General features: G+C 48.3%; 18 protein-coding genes. 10 read left to right on the top strand and 8 right to left on the bottom strand.

The window, feature by feature from the left end; translation table 11 throughout:
* The first annotated feature begins 23 nt into the window (after positions 1–23).
* A complete protein-coding gene (locus H6F91_RS25245; RefSeq protein WP_190774207.1) occupies positions 24–521 on the top strand; it encodes a molybdenum cofactor biosynthesis protein MoaE in 498 nt (165 codons plus the stop codon).
* Between the two features lie 16 nt (positions 522–537).
* Here H6F91_RS25245 and H6F91_RS25250 read toward each other — a convergent pair whose 3' ends face one another.
* Positions 538–921, bottom strand: a complete 384-nt coding sequence (locus tag H6F91_RS25250) for a PIN domain-containing protein (protein ID WP_190774208.1) — start codon at positions 919–921, stop codon at positions 538–540.
* Positions 911–1,174, bottom strand: a complete 264-nt coding sequence (locus tag H6F91_RS25255) for a hypothetical protein (protein ID WP_206754975.1) — start codon at positions 1,172–1,174, stop codon at positions 911–913. The genes H6F91_RS25250 and H6F91_RS25255 overlap by 11 nt, the downstream gene beginning before the upstream one ends.
* A gap of 80 nt (positions 1,175–1,254) precedes the next feature.
* Between H6F91_RS25255 and H6F91_RS25260 the strand changes: the two genes are divergently transcribed.
* Positions 1,255–4,398 carry a COR domain-containing protein gene (locus tag H6F91_RS25260; RefSeq protein ID WP_190789537.1) on the top strand — a complete coding sequence of 1,048 codons (3,144 nt, stop codon included), beginning with the start codon at positions 1,255–1,257 and terminating at the stop codon, positions 4,396–4,398.
* 3 nt (positions 4,399–4,401) lie between these two features.
* Here H6F91_RS25260 and H6F91_RS25265 read toward each other — a convergent pair whose 3' ends face one another.
* Positions 4,402–4,641, bottom strand: coding sequence for a hypothetical protein (locus H6F91_RS25265; RefSeq protein ID WP_190774210.1), 240 nt, complete (start codon positions 4,639–4,641; stop codon positions 4,402–4,404).
* On the opposite strand from H6F91_RS25265, the gene H6F91_RS25270 reads away from it, so the two are divergent.
* Entirely contained in the window at positions 4,618–5,595 is a 978-nt protein-coding gene (locus H6F91_RS25270) for a hypothetical protein (RefSeq protein WP_190789538.1), read from the top strand. The genes H6F91_RS25265 and H6F91_RS25270 overlap by 24 nt on opposite strands.
* Before the next feature lie 280 nt (positions 5,596–5,875).
* Here the strand turns inward: H6F91_RS25270 and H6F91_RS25275 are convergent, their stop codons facing one another.
* A complete protein-coding gene (locus tag H6F91_RS25275; RefSeq protein ID WP_190774212.1) occupies positions 5,876–7,354 on the bottom strand; it encodes an amidohydrolase family protein in 1,479 nt (492 codons plus the stop codon).
* A 188-nt stretch (positions 7,355–7,542) separates the two neighbouring features.
* Here H6F91_RS25275 and H6F91_RS25280 point away from each other — a divergent pair, with 188 nt between their 5' ends.
* The 4 genes from H6F91_RS25280 (at position 7,543) to H6F91_RS25295 (ending at position 11,396) form a co-directional block, all read left to right on the top strand.
* The gene (locus tag H6F91_RS25280; RefSeq protein WP_190774213.1) at positions 7,543–8,343 is read left to right on the top strand and encodes an aspartyl/asparaginyl beta-hydroxylase domain-containing protein; all 801 of its coding nucleotides are present in this window, start codon (positions 7,543–7,545) and stop codon (positions 8,341–8,343) included.
* A 7-nt stretch (positions 8,344–8,350) separates the two neighbouring features.
* Entirely contained in the window at positions 8,351–9,394 is a 1,044-nt protein-coding gene (locus tag H6F91_RS25285; protein WP_190774214.1) for a nitrilase-related carbon-nitrogen hydrolase, read from the top strand.
* A 46-nt stretch (positions 9,395–9,440) separates the two neighbouring features.
* Positions 9,441–10,850, top strand: a complete 1,410-nt coding sequence (locus H6F91_RS25290) for an aldehyde dehydrogenase family protein (protein ID WP_190774215.1) — start codon at positions 9,441–9,443, stop codon at positions 10,848–10,850.
* Positions 10,851–10,949: 99 nt separating this feature from the next.
* On the top strand, positions 10,950–11,396 hold the full coding sequence (locus H6F91_RS25295; RefSeq protein ID WP_190774216.1) for a DUF3598 family protein: 447 nt from the start codon (positions 10,950–10,952) through the stop codon (positions 11,394–11,396).
* A 30-nt stretch (positions 11,397–11,426) separates the two neighbouring features.
* On the opposite strand, the gene H6F91_RS25300 is transcribed toward H6F91_RS25295, so the two are convergent.
* Entirely contained in the window at positions 11,427–12,314 is an 888-nt protein-coding gene (locus H6F91_RS25300; RefSeq protein ID WP_190774217.1) for a DUF4437 domain-containing protein, read from the bottom strand.
* Between the two features lie 281 nt (positions 12,315–12,595).
* Here H6F91_RS25300 and H6F91_RS25305 point away from each other — a divergent pair, with 281 nt between their 5' ends.
* Complete coding sequence (locus H6F91_RS25305) at positions 12,596–13,609, top strand: zinc-binding dehydrogenase (RefSeq protein WP_190774219.1); 1,014 nt, start codon at positions 12,596–12,598, stop codon at positions 13,607–13,609.
* A gap of 80 nt (positions 13,610–13,689) precedes the next feature.
* Here H6F91_RS25305 and H6F91_RS25310 read toward each other — a convergent pair whose 3' ends face one another.
* Positions 13,690–14,946 (bottom strand): leucine-rich repeat-containing protein kinase family protein, encoded by a 1,257-nt coding sequence (locus H6F91_RS25310; protein ID WP_242035979.1) that lies wholly within the window; start codon positions 14,944–14,946, stop codon positions 13,690–13,692.
* Between the two features lie 470 nt (positions 14,947–15,416).
* Between H6F91_RS25310 and H6F91_RS25315 the strand changes: the two genes are divergently transcribed.
* Positions 15,417–16,904 carry an alpha-amylase gene (locus H6F91_RS25315; RefSeq protein ID WP_190774220.1) on the top strand — a complete coding sequence of 496 codons (1,488 nt, stop codon included), beginning with the start codon at positions 15,417–15,419 and terminating at the stop codon, positions 16,902–16,904.
* 142 nt (positions 16,905–17,046) lie between these two features.
* Here the strand turns inward: H6F91_RS25315 and fahA are convergent, their stop codons facing one another.
* Entirely contained in the window at positions 17,047–18,375 is a 1,329-nt protein-coding gene (fahA, locus tag H6F91_RS25320; protein ID WP_190774221.1) for a fumarylacetoacetase, read from the bottom strand.
* Between the two features lie 29 nt (positions 18,376–18,404).
* Complete coding sequence (locus H6F91_RS25325) at positions 18,405–19,361, bottom strand: hypothetical protein (protein WP_190774222.1); 957 nt, start codon at positions 19,359–19,361, stop codon at positions 18,405–18,407.
* 335 nt (positions 19,362–19,696) lie between these two features.
* Here H6F91_RS25325 and hppD point away from each other — a divergent pair, with 335 nt between their 5' ends.
* Complete coding sequence (gene hppD, locus H6F91_RS25330) at positions 19,697–20,788, top strand: 4-hydroxyphenylpyruvate dioxygenase (protein ID WP_190774223.1); 1,092 nt, start codon at positions 19,697–19,699, stop codon at positions 20,786–20,788.
* Positions 20,789–20,790 lie beyond the last annotated feature (2 nt).

Consider the following 20,790-nt stretch of genomic DNA (forward strand, 5'->3'; position numbering starts at 1 on the left):
CTATTCACGCGAATTTTAGAACCATGAATCTGGCTGCAACCCTCTCGTCCGCCTTTCCTGACTCTAATCAAGGAAATCCAAATTTCTTGATGACCTCGGAGCCGTTGTCGCTGGACGCCATTTATCAGTTAGCCGATGACCCAGCGAATGGAGCTGTGGTGATAATGAGTGGGATGGTTCGCAACAATACCGATGGGCGATCGGTCGTTTGTTTGGAGTACCAGGCTTACGAGCCGATGGCGTTGCGAGTGTTTGAGCAAATTGCCGCCGAAATTCAACAGAAGTGGACGGATGTAACTCACGTGGCGATTCATCACCGGACTGGACGTTTAGGCATTGGCGAAATTAGTGTGCTGGTAGCGGTTGGGTGTCCTCATCGCTCAGAGGCGTTTGCGGCCTGCCAGTATGCAATCGATACCCTCAAGCACAATGCCCCTATCTGGAAAAAAGAACACTGGGAAGATGGGTCTTCCAGTTGGGTCAGTATTGGTGCTTGTGAGCAGCCTGGGGAGAGTTGTTAGGGAGGGCGATCGCCCTTTAAGGCAAAAAATCTACAACCGTTATCTCTTGAATCGTCTTTAACTGTTTATCAGCGGTAATCAAGCTAGCATTTGCCTGAATAGCCGTAGCTGCAATAATGACATCGGGCAAAGGAAGACGATAGGTTTGTCGCAGTTGGATGATCAAATCTATTAGATCAGGTTGTGCAGGATCTAATCCGAGCGTTTCAATCTGCTGAAGAAACTGGTTGAAAAGTTGGCGATCGCTCTCGGTTAACCCTGAAAACGACAGGAATTCAAGCTGACTGATAATTGATATCCCAATCCAATCACTACTTTGAAGCTGTTGCAGCACTTGCTGATTGCCCTGAAGTAAAGCAATCACCGCATTTGTATCGAGCAAGTACCGATTACCAGTCATCTCTCGATGCCCGTTGAGTGGCGATCGCATCCCCCTGCCATTGCAGTTTGCCAGCCAAGTTGGAAAAATCGTATTTGGGAGACGGAGCAGTTTGAGGTGCGGCAGGATTAATAACCAAAACCAACTCAACCTCACCGGGAGGTAAGGCGGTTGGTACATCTAGCCGAAGATGACCATTGGTGTCGATCTGTCCGATCAGAGTTAAGGTCTGCATCATGATTTTGGGGTTAGCGTGACGGGCGATCGCTCTCATACTGCCTTTATTCTATGCCTTGACCGAATTAGCAGAACAAGAGGCTATAACAGAGTCAGCAGAAAGCATAGTGAGAGAATATGGCGCGAGACGAAGCCTATCAGGAAGCAGAACGGCGAATTGAAGCAGCCTTTCAGGAAGGAGCTACGGAACTTGATTTGAGTGGACTGGGTTTGACGGAGGTGCCAGAGGCGATTGCCTCTCTCACCCAATTGCAATCGCTTAACCTCTCCAACAACGAATTGACGGAATTGAAGGCGATTGTATCTCTCACTCAGTTGCAAGAGCTTAACCTCTCGAACAACGAATTGACGGAATTGCCAGAGGCGATCGCATCCTTCACCCAGTTGCAAGAGCTTTACCTTATTGACAATCAATTGACGGAGCTACCGGAGGCGATCGTATCCCTCACCCAGTTGCAACTTCTTGAGCTCTCTGATAATCAATTTGTAGAATTACCAAACGTAATTGCTTCTCTCACCCAGCTAAAGACTCTTGTCCTTAATGCGAATAACCTGACCAGCCTACCAGAATGGATTTGCATACTTATACAATTAAAGCATTTAGCAGTTGGCGGCAACAAGCTTTCGTCGTTGCCAAATTCATTAAAAGAGCTTACAGAAATTGAACGGCTCTATATTTGGGGAAATCAGTTCAAGGTCGTACCGAAAGAGTTTAGTTATTTAAGTAAATTAAAAATTCTGAATCTTAGCTCTCTGGAGTTAATAAAGGTTCCTGAGCAAGTTGAAGAACTAGCAGAATTAAAGGTTCTTTTACTTAACGAAAATTATATTGTAGACCTGCCTATTTTTTTACATCAGCTCAAGCACTTAAACGAAGTTAAGCTTGATAATAATCCTCTGAATCCTGATATTGCTGCCGCTTACGAGCAAGGTACTGAAGCCGTCATGCAATATCTGAGGGCAAGGGCAGAGGGAGAGGTAATGCTGAATGAGGCAAAACTGATTTTGGTGGGTGAGGGTGAAGTCGGTAAGAGTTGCTTGTTGGGGGCGCTGCGGGGAGATGAATGGGTCGATGGTCGTCCTACGACTCATGGAATTGAAATTAAGCCTGTCATTGTCACTGCTTCTAGTAATGGAGCAGAAATTACACTGAATGGTTGGGATTTTGGGGGACAGCGGGTTTATCGTCCCACGCATCAGCTATTTTTTAGTTCCTCTGCGGTTTATCTGGTGGTGTGGAAGCCACGGGAGGGGCCACAGCAGGGGTTTGTCAAAGAGTGGATTATACTGATCAAGCATCGGGAGCCTGATGCAAAAGTGCTGGTGGTAGCAACTCATGGTGGCCCTGGACAGCGACAGCCGGATATTGATCGTCAGGAATTGGCTGACCTATTCGGCAGCGATACCATCGCGGGATTCTTTCATGTTGATAGCAAGCTGAATACAGGCATTGATGAATTGCAAGACGCAATTGCAAATGTTGCCGCTACCCTACCCGGCATGGGTCGCAAGGTTCCCACAAAATGGCAACACATTCGGGAATTGTTGGGAGAATCTGGCAAAACCCACTTGCCTTACAAAGACGTGATTGCCCTTTGTGAAGAACAGGGTCTTGAGGGCTTTGCTGCCGAACTGTTTGTTCGCGTATCTCATACTCTGGGATATTTGATCCATTACCACTACGACCCCATCCTGCAAGATATTGTCATCCTCAAGCCTGCTTGGTTAGCCAAAGCCATCAGCTTTGTCTTGGATGATGAAACGACTCGGTGCCGTAACGGATTGGTCGAGTTTGAGTATCTCAGCCAGTTGTGGAGCCATCCTCCCTTTGCAGGAGAAGAGGGTTATCCCAAAGCACTCCATCCGGTATTTCTGCGGCTAATGGAACGCTTCGATCTGTCCTATAAAGTTATCTTCGATCCAGCTTCTAGAGAAGAAAGCACTACCAGTCTGATTGCCCAACTGGTTTCTGACAATCGCCCTGAGCAATTGCTCAATTGGGGTGAACAACCAGACGAGGGAGACAGACAGCAGGTACAAATATGCCGCATCGTTGATGATCGCGGTCAGAGTGCCAATGCAGAAGGACTGTTTTACCAACTCATCGTTCGCTTACATAAATACTCGCTAGGACGTACTAACTATGAAAACAGCGTTCACTGGCAACGAGGCCTAATGCTCGATAACGATTACAACGGTCGAGCCTTGCTCGAACATATCAGCAACGATATTAGAATTACAGTCCGAGCTGCCTATCCGGAGTTCTTTCTCTATGAGCTGACTAAAGAAGTGAAGTGGCTCGTTGAGCATTTTTGGGAAGGACTACGGTGTGAGGTGATGGTGCCATGCATCGAACCTTGTGGAAAGGATCAACCAGGCATTGGACTATTTGAAGTGCAGAAATTAATTGAGAGCAGACGTCAGGGGATGCCGAAGTTTCCTTGCATGGTTTCTGGCTGTAATCAATGGCTGAATATTGATGATTTGATGCGAAATGCACCTACCTCCCGAAAGACTTCTACTGAACAAATGCTTGTTGAAGAACTAGGAACTGTCAGAAATAGGCTGGATAGTATTCGTAGAGACATACGTACTCTAGATAACAGGGAGCAACAACGATTTCAGGTACTTAATCAAAATGATCGTCAGCTCTTAAGCCAAGCAGATGAGAGATTTGCAATATTGATGCAGATGCTTACGGATGAAGCCAAAGATGGCCCGCGCCTGTTCAGCTTCAAGCCCATTGATCCAGGATTTTTCGATCGCCCCACATGGGTTAGCGAAAAATTTCAACTCACCCTGTGGTGTGAACATTCGCGCAAACCTCTTCCGGTTCTCAATCCTTCAGGTAGCAAACAGGGAGTTTATGAGTTGGAACTCAATCGTGAGTGGTTTACAAAAGCAGTTCCCTACTTCAAACTGCTAACTGGAACCTTAAGCCTGGTTCTACCCGTTGCCGCTTCAACAACTCAATTCATGCTAGATGATGCCACCTACAAAGGCATTCAAGAGGAATTAGACCTGGGTCAAAAAAGCCTTGAATTTGGCATCAAAAGCAGTGATATAGCGATCGATTGGCAAAACAAACGTGATTCCCTTGAATTTGAACAGGGCGAAGCCGTTCGTGCCCAAGGCTCCATGCTACGAGAACTACACGCAATGCTGAAGGACAAAGATCCAGGTTTTGGTGGGTTGGTGCGAGTACAGAACAAGCGGCGCGAGTTTCTCTGGGTTCATTCAGATTTTGTAGGCGAGTACTGATGCTTAACCTGTATAGTCAGCCTTCCCAAAGAAGATGCCCTCGTTTGCGATCGCTCGCCCCTTGCAAGGGCAGGTTTGAAAAATAATCTCGGATGTGTCGCTTGGATAATGGCAAAACCTGCCCCTACGAGCGATCGCCATTTTTTGTTGTAGCTTGGTTATAGCGATCGCGTTCACCTGCTTCTCCACAACCCATCCATAGGAGTTGTTCTGCAAACTATGATCAGTGGCATCTTCGAGCATTGTATTGGTTCTCAGCAAGAGCAGCAGACGCTCCGGTACTGGGCAGAGCTAGGGTATCGGGAAATTCAGCGGGGGGAGTTGTCGGCGGAAGCGGCTCATGCGCTTTATGGGCACGCCTCTAACCTGACATCGATCCGTTTGCAAAATGGGAATTCGGCGGATCATGGCCTGGTTCGCGTCATGATTTGGGAGCAACCTCGCAATGAAGGGCTGCAAAAATCACACCCGTTTGTGATTGGTAGCCGATGGTTTGCTTCGTTGGTGCAGGATATCTATGCCGTTGCGGATGCCTTTAATGATGACAAGGCTAATGGCGGTGATTGGGTTGTGACGGAACCGATTCGAGGCATTGAATTTGTTGGTCAACCCGGTACTAACTTTTATGAACGATTTACGGGTGTGCGCGAGTTTTTTGTTATTGGCGCAGAAACGCGGCAGGCTTTCTTTCAACGCTACAACTACACACGTCCCGGTTATGGGGTGATTGATCCAAGTTCCCCCCTGGGTGTCAGTGAGGGAACGCACTCCAGTATTGTCACAACGGATCATGACACCGTTAGTTTTTACACCGATGTTTTTGGGTTAGTTTCGGCTAACAATACGAAGAAGCGATCGGGGTATCAAAATCCTGCAACGCGGGAAATTCTAATGTTAGAAGAGGGACAGGAGTTTCTTTTATCGTCATTCATGTCACCCAAAACGGATGTAGGGGTTTTACAAGTTTACACACCGCTGTACTCGACACCGAATAAGCTTGAGTTTGCTCAGCCTGGATCACTGGGAATTTCTCTTTTTACCTATCAAGTTGATGATATTGAGGAGTTTCGCGATCGCATCACCCACAGCAATGCAAAGTCAGTAACACCAATCCTATCGAATGAGTTTAATGAACCCTCGTTTGGCTTAGTTGCACCGGATGAGATGACCTGGGTGATTGTTGGACGCAGGGTATGATGCCGTTGAGGATGTAGGGGCGGGTTTAGCCGACCATTTCTGCCTGTGTTATTAACCGTTCGGCAAAACCTGCCCTGGTTTGCGATCGCATTCTCATGATGCCGTTGAGGATGTAAGGGCGGGTTTAGCCGACCATTTCTGCCTGTGTTGTTAACCGCTTGGCAAAACCCGCCCTCGTTGGCAATCGCATTCCACAGAAAGAGCGGGTTTGAGCAACATCCCCAGTTTTGTTGTTTAGATAACGGTAAACCCCCCCCCTACAATCGATGATGGTCTCCGGCTAGAGGTTTTGCGATCGCCTCAGATAACGTCCTTGTGGCGAACCCAGTATCTCTCCGCGATCGTAAATCAGATTCCCGCGCAGAAATGTGTGCTTGACTCGGCCGGTTAACTCCATCCCTTCAAAAGGCGTATAGCCCTGCTGTGAAGGAGATTCGGCCGCACGTACCACAAAACTTTCAGTGGGATCTAGCAGTACCAGGTCGGCATCGTAGCCGATCGCAATATCACCCTTTTGAAACAGTCCAAACCGCTGAGCCGGATTCCAACTGAGGAGCCTGGCCATGTGATTGTAGGACATACCCCGCTTGCTGCCTTCGCTGACAATGCCGGAGAGCAAGTATTCTGTCCCTCCAAAACCAGACTTTGCCAACCAAATATTGTCTGGATCGTTAAGGCTGGCTTTTTGCTCTGCTGAACAGCAGGCATGGTCGCTGACAATCCAATCCACCTGATCTTGCAAAACGGCATTCCATAAGTACTCGACGTCGGCTCGGGGGCGAATGGGAGGATTGACCTTGGCCCATTTCCCGGTGGGCGCATTCACGTCTAGCAGGAGGTGACCCACCGTGACTTCTCGCCGGAAGTTGATGTGGGGAAAGGTGGTTTGCATCATCAGGGCCGCTTCGACAGCTTTGCGGGAACTGAGATGGAGTAAGTTAATATTGGCGCAATTCGTTTCATGGGCGAGATAGGAGGCAATGCAAATGGCGAGTCCTTCTGAATGGGGTGGACGAGCTGCGCTGTAGGCATTTAGACCCGTTAGGGACGAATCTTGCTGCACGATTTTGGTGTAGGCATTGAGAATATCCGCCACTTCACAGTGAAGGCTGAGGCTGATGGAGTCTTGCAGGTTGGGGTAGCGCTCCCTTAGCCGAGTCAGCCCTCGCATAATGAATTCAAAATGGGCAAAGTCGTAGCGATCGCCCTCCTGAATCATCAAAAACAAATTTTGTTGATTGGATAGCCCATGCAACCCATACCCACCATAAAACATAAAGATTTTGAATGAAGCGACCCCATGTTCTTCATACAGCCACTCTATCTCGTCGATGTGTTGAGGGGCGATCGGTGCAATGTGATAGCCATAATCCACAAAAAAGTTGCCGTCGGATAAGGCCAGCACTTCTGGGAAGAAATCTTTGTAGGAACCGCCTTTATTCAAGTAATACTGGCCGGTGCGGATATAGTTGAGGCTGGTGGTGACTCCGCCCATGGCGGCAGCTTTGGTTTCGGCGATCGCATCCTGTCTTAGCTCTTGATAAATGCCAATATGCATGTGAGCATCAACAACCCCTGGAAAGCCCAGGAGATTTTGAGCATCAAATACCTCCTTAGCCTGGTCTGGGCTAATTTCTGGTGCGATTTGACTGAATTTACCGTCCTTAATGCCCACATCCAGGCGATCGACGGATGATTTATGGGGTCGAACCACCCGCACGTTTTTGATCAATCTATCTAGAGTGGGGGTTGTAGACATAACACCTCTTGCCGGAAGCCGTTGTAAATTCACGTCAATTGTGAAACCCTACTTCTACCCCTTTAATGTGGAATTAGGGTTCACATTGACACAAAGCTAGACATCATTTTTTCTTACGTTGCTCAAAATAAAACTTTTAGAATGAAATTATAACGGCTTCATTTCACACAGATTCAGGAGAAAAGATTATGGAAGAATTTAACGAGTATCATTTAGACCCCCAGCAGTTTCCTTTCCTCAACACGTTGCAGGAAAACTGGCAGACGATTCGAGATGAATTTACATTTTTTAAGAACAAAGCATCTGAGGAAGAGCTGAGATTTGCCCATGAGGTGATGGGACCAAAAAGTAAAACGGTGAAAACGAAAGGCACTGCAAAATACAGCGCGTTTGGTGTTCTATTTCAAGGGTTGCTGATTGAGGATTATATCCGAGTACATCAAATTAAACACCCTGAATACGATGGGGAAAATGTTGCAGAAAAAGTTTTTCAGTTAAGAGAAAGATATTTTCCGAAACTGAGCGAAATCATCGAAAAAACAAATTCAACTAACGATAACATTCTCAGGAATGTGTATTATGGAACCTTTCATCCAGGGCTAGATGTGAAGCTACATGTGAACTATAACCTGCACACAAATCGTGGCTATTTGGGGCTGATTGTGCCTGAGGGAGATATTGCCATGAAAATTTGCCATGACACGTTTTATTGGCATGAAGGCGAATTTATGGTGTTAGACCACAGCTATCCCCACTGTCCCCATAACTACACGGAGCACGAGAGAACGGTTTTGGTTGTAGATTTCTTCAAACCCGATAAACCTAGAGAAGATGTGATCCGAATGGAACAGGAATTCGTTGAGGAGCGGATGCAAGAGAACCCTTACAGCCTGGGTGTTTTTGGTAAGAATGATAAAGCTCAAGTGGAAGACTTTGTTAAATATGGTTTGAGCCACCAATTGGAATGGGATAAAGCATTAAACACGTGAATTGAATATGGAACACGTTGCTACTACTGAGGCATACCGAGCGTTGGCGCTTCAGTTGACCTGTCATGCCATTAATCAGGCAAGCGATCGCCAGGAAGCCCGCACTCTAATGCAGCAGGCGATCGCCCGCATCGGCTCTCAAATCGCGGCCAGTATTGCGTTTATCGGGGCTGATTGTCGCTTGGTTGTGCTGCCAGAGTATTTCCTGACTGGCTTTCCATTGGGCGAACCATTCGCGGTTTGGGCTGATAAGGCCTGCTTGGAGATAGGAGGAGCCGAGTATGAAGCCCTCGGGCAGATTGCTCAAAAGCATCGCATCTTCTTAGCAGGGAATGCTTACGAACTCGATCCACACTTTCCAAAGCTGTACTTTCAAACCTGCTTTGTGATCGATCCGAGCGGCAACGTCGTCCTGCGCTACCGACGCTTAAACTCCATGTTTGCGCCCACTCCCCATGATGTGTGGGATGAGTATCTGGAGCATTACGGCCTGGAAGGGGTTTTCCCTGTAGTGAAGACGGAGATTGGGAATTTGGCCGCGATCGCCTCCGATGAAATCCTGTTCCCAGAAGTTGCTCGCTGTTTGATGATGCGGGGTGCGGAGGTGTTTCTGCACATGACCTCAGAGGTTTATGGGAGTAAGGAGCGATCGCCCAAAGACGTTGCCAAAATCAGCCGTGCGATTGAAAACATGGCTTACGTCGTTTCCGCCAATACGGCAGGTATTGCCCAAATTCCCATCCCGATCGCCTCGGCTGATGGAGGTTCTAAAATCATTGATTATCGCGGGCTGGTGTTAGCCGAAACCGCTACCGGCGAAAGCATGGCTGCCTTTGCGGAAATTGATCTGGCCGCCCTACGCCGTTACCGTCGTCGCCCCGGATTAACCAACTTGCTTTCTCGACAACGCTTTGAACTGTATGCTGAGAGCTACCGTCAGGCACAGTTTTATCCGGCTAATACGATGCTTGATGGGGAGGGCGATCGCAAGCACTTCATGCAAACCCAGCAGCAGACGATCGAACATTTAGCCAACTCAGATGTGATTTAAGGGATGGGTGCGAAGCCTCATTCCTCCAAATAGGGAGCTATCAGCTATGGATACCTCAATAGGTGTTCGCAACCCCCGCACAGGCCAGGTTGATTACCACATCACACCACCTATCCCAGACGAGCTGACAGAGCTGTGTGGTGGCTTACGCAACGCTCAAGTGGACTGGCAGCAGAAGGGATTGGATGCCCGAATTGAAGCATTACAGCAATGGAAACAGGCTGTTCAGGCACAACGGGATGAGCTGATTGAGGCATTGGTCGCAGATACGGGTCGGCTCGGTGTTTCTGTACTAGAAGTTGATTCCTTTTTAGGAAGCCTCGATCGCTGGTGCCATATAGCTCCTGAGCTATTGCAGGGCGAGGAACGGAACACGGCCATTCCCTTTATTCGATTACAGCAGACCGCTGTTCCCTATCCTCTGGTGGGGGTCATTAGTCCCTGGAACTTTCCACTCTTACTCTCCACAATCGATACGATTCCGGCTCTGTTAGCAGGCTGTGCGGTTGTGGTGAAGCCTAGTGAAATTGCGCCGCGTTTCTTGAAGCCGTTAATGGAGGCGATCGCCTCAGTTCCCGCACTCCAATCCGTCCTCACCTACATTGAGGGGGCTGGAGAAACGGGCGCTGATTTAATCGAACAGGTAGACTTAATTTGCTTCACAGGCAGTGTAGCAACGGGGCGTAAGGTAGCCAGTGCAGCGGCTCAAAAATTCATTCCCGCGTTTCTGGAGTTAGGCGGCAAAGATCCCGCGATTGTTCTTGACTCGGCGGATTTAGAATTAGCCACCTCCGCGCTTTTATGGGGGTCGGTGGTCAACACGGGGCAATCCTGCTTGTCGATTGAGCGAATTTATGTGGCTGATTCAATCGTTGAACCCTTTGTTGATCGGCTGGTGAACAAGGCCAAAGAACTTCAGCTCGCCTACCCTACGGTGAAGGACGGGCCGATTGGCCCCATTATTGCCGAACGACAGGCCACCATTATTTCTGAGCATTTAGAAGATGCGTTTGCGAAAGGGGCGATCGCTCACTGCGGCGGCAGAGTAGAAACCTTAGAAGGCGGCTTATGGTGTCGTCCAACCGTACTCACGAATGTTAATCACTCGATGAAGGTGATGACCGAAGAGACGTTTGCGCCTATCATGCCCGTGATGCCCTTCTCTTCTGTTGAAGAAGCGATCGCGCTAGCAAATGACACGATTTATGGGCTGAGTGCTGCTGTCTTTGCAGGGACAGAGGGGGAGGCGATCGCGATCGCAGAACAGTTGGATGCTGGAGCCATCAGCATCAATGATGCCGCACTTACAGCCATCATGCATGAGGGTGAGAAAAATGCTTTTAAATTCTCAGGTATGGGCGGTTCCCGTATGGGCGCGGCAGCCTTGAGGCGGTTTATGCGTAGGAAGGCGTTGTTGATTAAGACGGGGGCGATCGCGGACCCCTGGTGGTTTTAATTCTAAATATCACCGGAATGGGTTAAATCTTGTAACAACTGATTACTGCCATGCAGTTTGGAGCTATCCAGTGATTAATCCTGTATAAAAAACACAACAATGTCTAACATCCGCGAAGAAATGCCTGTTCTTGCCCGCCATGAAGGGGAGTGGTTTGGCACCTATACTCTGATTGATGCAACGGCGAAAATCCTTGACCAGCACGAAGCCCGCTTATCCTGTCAGTTTCCTCAGGAAGGCGAGTATGATTACTATCAAATCAATCGCTATACCTGGACAAATGGTAAGCAGGAGGAACACCAGTTTCCTGGCATCTACCGCGACAAAAAACTGTGGTTTGACACCGATCGGATTCAGGGACAGGCATGGGAAGCTGATGATACAACGGTTATCCTCAAGTTCTCCTACAAAACCATTCCAGACTTTTACCTCTATGAAATGATTCAAATTAGTCCTTGCAACAATCACCGCACCCGCACCTGGCACTGGTTTAAGAATCATCAACTGTTTCAGCGCACGCTAATTCAGGAAGAACGGCACCATTAATCAACGATTCTATCTTTTAGTACCAACCCATCAATCTGCATAGGACAAGACGGTTCCCGATTGGGATAAATCTCTGTCCACTCGAATGAAGAATAAACAGCCGTCTTCGGAAATGTGTCTGAGAGACGTGGTGAAGCTGGGGACATAGCCATAGTGGCCCTTGAGGAATCGATAGTTGCCAATATCGCAATATCCTGCCAGACAATATGCTTCTTCGTTATAGGACTGAATCATCGCCTGCCTCCCGTCATAATGGGGCAGGATAGCGAGTAACCACGTTCCTCCACCATTCGCGGCTTTTCTCAGCCACTTCTTGCTCGATTCGAAAAACTGCGTCGTGTCAGTTCTTCCCCAGGAGAGCAATTTACTGTCTAATGCGGGAATAAAATCACGCATCCTGGCATTTGGATGATTTTCCGCATCCTGATACTGCAAGTTACCGTTTGCCATCCATAAAATTTCTGCTGCTTCACCATTTAAGGTCTTCCATGGCCCGACTCTGACGCCTGCTGGAATGAAGGAGTAGCTGTCTTTGCCCAGTTTCCAATCTCCCATCTGGATAGCGCCACTGAGCACAAAAATTTCCAGATCTGCGGTAAATCTGCCTGCAGGTATTTCAAATTGAGAAGGCAGTAAAACCTTGACGGTAGATGCGCCATTGTCATGCCAGGAAAGCACCCGGCCAGTAGCTGTGACAGTTTTGGGTACACCATGAACCTGCCATGGTTGTTTGGGAACCGGATCGCTGTCGAAATACTGATATTGACGAGGGAGATATTTTGACGTGATAGCTGTACATCGCCCAGATAAATGCATCCGGCTCTGACCATCACCACCCCAATCCTCTGGGACTAAATTTGTATTTAAATCGTCTGCTAATGGAGATATAGATGAAGATGGTTGGTTTTGTTCACCCATGACGTTGCGGCCTCTCGACGAATTTGAAGCGCATCATTTAACGAATCTGAGCCTGTAAATTTAATGCTATACCCTTGCTGGCAAACAGACTCATGGAATACATCCCACTTTTGTAGATTTGGGAAGCCACGTTTGTGAGTGAGGAATGCTTTGCCTGCCTCATTCACAAACGTGAGATGCATCTGACTCATGTTTGAATGAAATAAGTACGATAAACATTCCGGCTTTGGGAATGCGATCGCCCTCCAATTCACCGTCCCATTAAAAATGGATGCGCTGCAATGCAATCCGGCACCTATAAAAAGCTTGTTGTTAAACAGTTCAGCTCGGATTTTCAATCGGCGATCGCCATTGAAGAACTCCCCATCCCCACCCCAAACTCTGACGAGCTTCTGATTCGCAACAAATTTGCTGGCGTTAATGCCGGATTTGATACCCTTCTTTGCCAGGGGAACGTACCCTATGTGAACCTCACCCCCCCCTTCGATCTGGGTGTTGAAGCGGTAGGTGAGATCGTGGCAATCGGTGATGCTGTAGACGGTTTTGACGTTGGAAATGCGGTTGCAACCATAGCGCGAGGGGGAGGTTATCGAGAGTATCAAGTTGTGCCGGCCCACCTTGCGGTCAAGATTTCTGAGGCCATTCCAGAAATCCTGACATTAATGCCGACAGGAATATCGGCTCTCGTGGCGTTAGAGCAGGCGGGGGAAATGCGCAGTCAGGAAACCGTATTAGTGACCGCTGCTGCTGGGGGAACCGGACACATTGCCGTACAACTAGCAAAGCTGGCCGGAAATCATGTGATTGGCACTTGCGGGTCAGAGGCCAAAGCTCAACTTTTGCAGGAATTAGGGTGCGATCGCATCATCAACTACCACCAGGAAGATCTACATGGCGTTTTGCAAAATGAATATCCTAACGGCATAAATTTGGTGTTCGATTGTGTAGGCAGCACCGTCTTTGATACCTGTGTTGAGAATTTAGCCGTGCGAGGACGGTTAGTAAGTATTGGTTTTATCTCAGAATATGCCAAAGCTCCTCAACCCATTCTTCAGCCTCGTATTTATCACAAGCTTTTTTGGAAAGCAGCTTCAGTGCGGGCGTTTCTCATGCCGCATTATGCAGAGTATATGGTTGAGGCGCGCGATCGCCTCCTCGATCTGTTCTATTCCCAAAAAATTCGTGTTGCCATCAACCCAACCCCGTTTTATGGGATTGAATCCATTCCAACTGCCGTTAATTACCTCCTAACTGGGAAAAACGTAGGCAAGGTGGTAGTTCAGTTTTATAGGTAGTTTCACCTTTCCAGGCTTCAAAGAATTGATACTGCCGTCGCTTAGCGACGGCAGTATCAATTCTTTGAAGCCTGGAAAGGTCAGCTGATCGCCCCCAAAACATCACAGATTTTTGTAAACGTAGGGCGCATAGGTGGAACAGGGTTCATGCAGGCTTGCTGTAAGGTGCGCAGGCGATCGCACACCCCCACATCTCCATCACCCACAACACAGCGATCCAGCAAATCCTCAAGCAAACATCCAAAGGCTCTGACCTCGATATATTCCAGCGATGAGGCAATGTCTGAAATGCTGGATGGATAGAAGGATGCGGCTCCAAAATCCCCCAGTAGACTTTCTCCCTGGGAGTTGACCAGAATGTTGTGGGCGTACAGATCGCCGTGAGTAATGCCTCTGGCGTGAAGGTGGGCAGCTACAGCCGCTATGCCCTGGGCAATCTGGAGAATAACTGGCACTGAAAAAGAGGCGTCAGAGGGATAAGTATCTCGGGTGCAGGTGTCGAAGCTGGGAGGGTTACCAAGGACTTTGTAGGTGGGGGGAACGAATGTAAAGAGCAGCCCTGCCTTCTGTTCAGGATGATTTTTCACCTTGCCCAATAGCCTGACCAAATTGGGGTGAGTGCCAGCGGCAATGCACGATCGCATCTCATCCAGCGGAAGCCCATCACTTGTGACTTTTCCTTTGAATACTTTGATGGCAACATCTACATTTTGCGTGGATTTAGTGGCCCAGGCTCCCTTGGAAATAACACCAGAGGCTCCTTCTCCTAAGGTACTTTCGATGCTTAGGTCAGCCCAATCCACTTCCTCCAGAGGTGCTTCCGATGAGGATTGCTCACAAAATGGATTTCCGGAGAACGCGAGCCAGGATAGACGGGGTAGGCTGAACAACCAGGAGGGAAGTGTTGTGAGTTGATTGGCTGAGATGCGAACCAGTTCCAGGTTTTGGCAGGCGGCCATTTCTTCGGGGAGCGATCGCAACTGATTTCCCGCCAGCATGAGTTTTTGCAATTGGCTTAACTGCCCGAAGGATGTGGGGAGTTGCTCAATTTGATTGTCGGTGAGAATGAGCCAGCGGACAGAGGAAGGGAGAGAGTTTTCGGCGATCGCTCTAATTTTGTTTGACTTGAAGCCCACCATGGAAAGATTGGGGCATTGAGATAGCACAGCGGGCAATTCTTCAAAGTTGTTGTTACTGAAGAAAGCGATTCTGAGCTTCTGTAATTGACCAAAGTTATCTGGCAACGATTTCAGGTGATTGTGGGTGAGATTTAAGATCTCCAGGGAATCTGCGAGGTCAAAAATCTCTGCTGGAAACTCGGTTAGGTTAGCTGCCAAATCCAGTCTTTTACTTCCCTTTAGTTGCCCAGATTGTAATGCTTTTAGTGTTTCCATGTGCACGGAATGAATAGAGGACAACATTAGGTTTTCTCTCAGACATCTCCTGAGACCAGTGAGTAAGCAGTAACCATCGCCATTTATAACGTTTCTCCATGATTTGTGAAATGTTTTTTGAGACGTAAGTTGAGCTAAAAGATGGCATAGCCTTTTGGGTTTTATGTTGAATGGCAACTGCTCACTTACAACTTCAATAACTCAATACTCTGGACAGTTTTCTGAAACCCTTGATTTTGCGTGCGCTTCGCGCACGCAAAATCAAGGGTTTCAGAAAAACTGTCCGAACTAATGTAACTGTAACTACAGGTATCTTGTATTTCTATCTGGTGATGGACAAACATAAATGAAGGCTTTCGTTATAGTTCTTATAGTTGAGTTTGATTATCCAAAATTTTAATAGGGGAATATCAGTGGGTCAGTTTAATGGCGTGATGATGCAGTATTTCCATTGGTATATTCCATCCGATGGTACTTTATGGAATGAGTTTGCAGAGCGTGTTCAGGGATTGGCGGAAGCAGGTATAACTTCAGTTTGGCTACCTCCAGCTTATAAAGGTGTGGGCGGTGCCCAGGAAGTTGGATATGGGGTCTACGATATGTTCGATCTAGGGGAGTTTGATCAGAAGGGCACTGTTCGTACCAAATATGGAACGAAAGAGGAGTATGTCGCGGCTATCAAAGCTGCCAAGGCTGCGGGTGTTCGGGTTTATGCTGATGTCGTTCTCAACCACAAACTAGGGGCTGATGAACTGGAAGAAGTAGAAGCAACACCGTACGATCCAGAAGATCGCCATCGCCCCATTGGTGACATGCAAACGATTAAGGTGTGGACACATTTTACGTTCCCAGGTCGCCACGGAAAATATTCTGAAATGGAATGGCATTGGTGGCATTTTGATGCGGTTGATTACAACGTTTATAACGAATCTGAGGATGCTGTTTACCTCTTTAAAGGAAAGAAATTTGATGAACAAGTTGATTTAGAAAAAGGCGCTTTTGACTACCTCATGGGCTGTGATCTGGATATGGAAGATCCAGAAGTTCGTGATGAACTAAAGCGCTGGGGTGAATGGTTTATTGATACAACGGATGTGGATGGTTTTCGCTTTGATGCCGTGAAGCATGTCAAAGCAGGCTTTTTTCCCGAATGGCTGAACCACTGCCGTCGGTATGCGGGCCGCGATCTATTTGCGGTTGGCGAGTACTGGTCTTACGACATTGAAGCATTACACCATTTCATTGCTCTTACGGGTGGTGATGTGCTGTTGTTTGATGCTCCATTGCATCACAATTTCAGCGTTGCCAGCACTCGGGGCAACCATTACGACATGCGGCAAATTTTTGATAACACTTTGGTGCAACAGCAACCCGCTTTAGCCGTTACCCTGGTAGACAATCACGATTCTCAGCCCTTGCAAGCATTGGAATCTGTGGTAGAAGGTTGGTTTAAGCCGTTAGCTTATGCATTAATCCTGTTGCGGCGTGAGGGTTATCCCTGCATCTTCTATGCCGATTATTACGGTGCCCATTACAAAGATAAGGGCAGGGATGGTAACGAGCATGAGATTTGGCTCGATAGCCATCAATGGATTATTGACAAATTCTTGTATGCCCGTCAAACCTATGCCTATGGTGATCAGTACGACTATTTTGACCACCCCAATACTCTCGGCTGGACCCGTTTAGGGGATGAAGAACATCCCGGTGGCATGGCTGTAGTGCTGAGTAACGGGGAAGCGGGCATAAAATGGATGGAGGTTGGACAACCCAATTGTACCTACATTGATATCACTGAACATATCGACGAGCTGATCACCACGAATGATGAAGGATGGGCCAATTTTCGATGCGATGCTGGTTCTGTTTCGGTATGGGTGCCTGCGGACTCTAGCGTTTAGGGCGATCGCCCTAAAGTAGCTCTCCAACTTACAGCGCTTCTCAAGCGCTTAAAATCTGGTTGTTTTTGTAAGAGCCGCGCTCTCACAGAAACAACCGTAGCCAATTCAAGCACAAAGCACTGTAAATTAGGAAGCTGGCCACTCAAACTTCATCAATTGAAGGCTGCACAATGCCCCGGCATTCTCCAAACCCCACCCTGGCGTAACCCTGCTTCTGACAAAATCCGCGCAGAATAACTTCATCCCCATCCTGCAAAAACGATCGCTCCTCTCCAGTCGGCAGTGAAATCGGCTGTGCACCCCGTTGTGTAATCTCTATCAGCGATCCCAGGGAGCCTGCTTCTGGACCTGATACCGTACCACTTGCCATCAGGTCACCGGGTTGAAGGTTACACCCGTTGCTGGTGTGGTGGGTAACCATCTGGGCCAGGGTCCAATACATGTATTGGAAAGAGGTTTGGCTCAAGCGGATGGGTTCTATGCTCTGCTCTCGCATCTGTGCTGACTGGAGCCAGGCTTCAACCGTAATATCGATGCCGCTGGTCTGAGCATCGCTGGACAGCGTCAGATAGGGCAGCGGTTGTGGGTCGCTCTCGGGTCGTTGAAATGCAGCGCAGCGGAAGGGGGCCAGAGCGTCTAAGGTGACAACCCAGGGGGAGAGAGTCGTCGCAAAGTTTTTAGCCAGAAACGGCCCTAAAGGCTGGTATTCCCATGCCTGAATATCTCGGGCTGACCAGTCGTTGACCAAACACAGTCCGAAAATGTGTTCTTCTGCCTGGTCAATGGCGATCGCCCTTCCTAACTCATTGGCCGCCCCAATAAACCACCCAACCTCCAATTCGTAATCTAGCAAGCGGCAGGGGCCAAAGTTGGGTGCCGTTTCATCAGGAGCTTTGCGTTGTCCCTTAGGCCGCTGAATACTCGTGCCGCTGGGCCGTATGGAGGAAGCTCGCCCATGATAGGCGATCGGAACATATTTGTAATTTGGCAGTAGAGGGTTATCTGGGCGAAACAGTTTGCCTACATTGGTGGCGTGGAAGATGGAGGCGTAAAAATCGGTGTAATCGCCAATGTGGGCTGGTACTAGCAATTCGGCCTCAGCCATTGATATGAGGAGAGATGGATTGGGAGGTGAGGAAGGCTCGTCAGCCTGTAGTAACCGGCTCAAGCAGGTCCTTAGAGCAGAAGTAGCCTTCTGCCCTTGTGCCATTAGTGGATTTAAGGTAGGTGCGGTACAAGCCATTTGCACAGCTTCAGGAAGCTCTTGGAATAGGCCCAGTTGAGAGCATTGAGAGAGATCTAGAATGTAGTTCCCAATTGCGACGCCAATACGAGGAGATGCGGTGCTGCCGAGCGGTTGAAATAGGCCGAAGGGAAGGTTTTGAATAGGAAAATCGGTATCTGGAGTATTGGCGGATTCAACCCAACTTTTCAAGTTGGGATTGTGGGTTTCATTGATTGAGTAATGCATAGATATTCAAAAATAAATTTACTTTGACATCATTTTGTTGCTAGTTTTTGTGGCGTGAGTGACGTCTCCAATAACTGTAATTCCATCAAATCATGAATGGGTTCTTGAAATGAACAGGAACCAAAACCATGAAAGAAATGCTGGCGGGTTGCTTGAATTGATGTGGAAGAAATATGGTGAGCACCCCATCTTATACCGCCGCTCTCAAACACAAAACCACTTTCCTTTTCGGAGGAATCTCCTCGGACCGCCAGAGTTTCTCTCAGAATTTTGGATAGGTCTTCCAGTGTTGCTGCTTGCGAGTAGGCAAAGGTGGCGGCGATCGCCACATTCAAAAATCCGTGCATAGGTGCTGTAGGGCTCTCAGGCTCATAAGTAAGGCGATGGTCGCCGGGTAGCGCATGATGTAACCCCGCTGTTGCTTTGAACGCCACTTCAGCGTCTGCACAGGCCAAAATAAACTGGCTGAGCTGAGTAACCGTTGGAAATGCCTCAGCTTTAATGCCACCAGTGCGAATCTTGGCAAAGGCACCCGTTCCCTTGAGAGCCTTCAGATGGGGAAGCGGATCGGTAAAAGGAACTTCAAAGAACGCATCAATCCCGTTTGGCATTTGAGGCAGTAAGGATTGAAGGGCGCTTGGAGGCAGGGGCGGAAATTCTAAGGCGGCAAGAGCCAGAGGGGAAGAACTGGGAGTAGCCTGGGGTGGGACCGATTGGAGCGATCGCATTTGCTCCAAAATCGCTTCCAAACCCCCAGATAGAACTACACTCAAAGGCCATGGTTCAGAGCCGGAAGATTGAGTCAGGAATGCTAACTCGGGTACTCGCCCAGCAGGTAATACAAAACGGCCCAGCATCCAGGCCTGAGAACTCGTCCGGTCCTGTTCATAATTCCCGATAGCTTCTGGCAGGCTCAACTGGGCCGGGGGAAAAAGCCCGGCATAGTCCACAACGGCTGACAGCAAGGTCTGCACCGATGAGGTCATAGAACGGTATGTCCTAATGAAATTGGAATACCTGTATCCTACTGCGAAAGCTTTGTTTGACTAATCGTTCTGGAGAGACAGCGGGGATCAGTCTCCTGACAGAGGTTGCTCTACCGGGGATCAGTACCACAATGGAACTAGGCCTAACTCGTTAGGATGGGATTAACCGAACTCGGTAGTAACGTGTGCTTCGAAGGCAACGGTCGGTATCCTGGTTCGATCAAGCTTGCTTGATCGTGGAAGAGGCTGTAACTGTTTGCATCATGTTTCTTCACTGTCTGCTAGATCAGGTCTGGCGGGAGCTTTGGCAGTGGGAAACTTAAGGAGAGGCTTGTATGGGCGATCGTTTTCCAATTCAACAATTTGATCATCTCGAGTTTTACGTTGGTAATGCCAAACAGGCAGCCCTCTTTTATTCCAAATGTTTTGGTTTTACTAATACAGCCTATCGGGGGCTAGAGACCGGAGAGCGGGATGTCGCTTCCTACGTTCTGGAGCAGGGAAATATCCGCTTTGTCGTCAGTAGTGGCCTCAATCCGCAACACCCCATTGCCAAACTTGCCTGGGATCATGGTGATCACGTTGCTGTCATTGCGCTTGCTGTACCAGATGCAGAGAAAGCTTACCTGGAAGCTACCGATCGGGGGGCATTAGAAGCGATTCCACCCACAAAGACGCAAGATGACTCTGGAGTGCTGTGTTATTCAGCGATTCACCTATATGGAAATGTGTTGCTGAAATTTGTCGATCGCAGTCATTACTCGGGTGCGTTTGCTCCTGGATTTAAACCTTGTACGCTCACAGAAAACCACCATACGTCTGGTTTAACAGCCATTGATCATGTGGTCGCCAATGTGGAATTGGGAGCTATGGAGCGATGGGTTCAGTTTTTTGCTGAAACGATGGGCTTTGAGGTGCTGGTGCACTTTGATGAGCAGGCGATTTCAACTGAATACTCGGCTTTAATGTCTAAGGTGATGCAGGACAAGACTGGCACCATCAAATTACCCATCAACGAGCCGGCCTCCGGCAAACGCAAATCTCAAATTGAGGAATATCTGGAGTACAACGGGGGGCCCGGTGTACAACATATCGCCTTAGCAACCGACAATATCATCGAAACGGTGAGCTGTTTGAAAGCCGCAGGGTTAGAGTTCTTACAAGTTCCAAGCACCTACTATCAGGATTTGACAGAACGAGTTGGGCCTATTAATCTAGCGGTAGAAAAACTGGCAGAATTAGGCATTCTCGTCGATCGCGACTCAGACGGTTATTTGCTGCAAATTTTTACCCAAACAGTTCAGGATCGACCGACCCTCTTTTTTGAAGTGATTCAACGATGTGGGGCGAAAGGCTTTGGAGAGGGGAATTTCAAAGCATTGTTTGAGGCGATCGAACGGGAGCAGGCAGTACGCGGTAATTTGTGAAG

The sequence above is a fragment of the Leptolyngbya sp. FACHB-8 genome (genome assembly GCF_014695575.1).
GTDB lineage: Bacteria > Cyanobacteriota > Cyanobacteriia > Elainellales > Elainellaceae > Vacuolonema.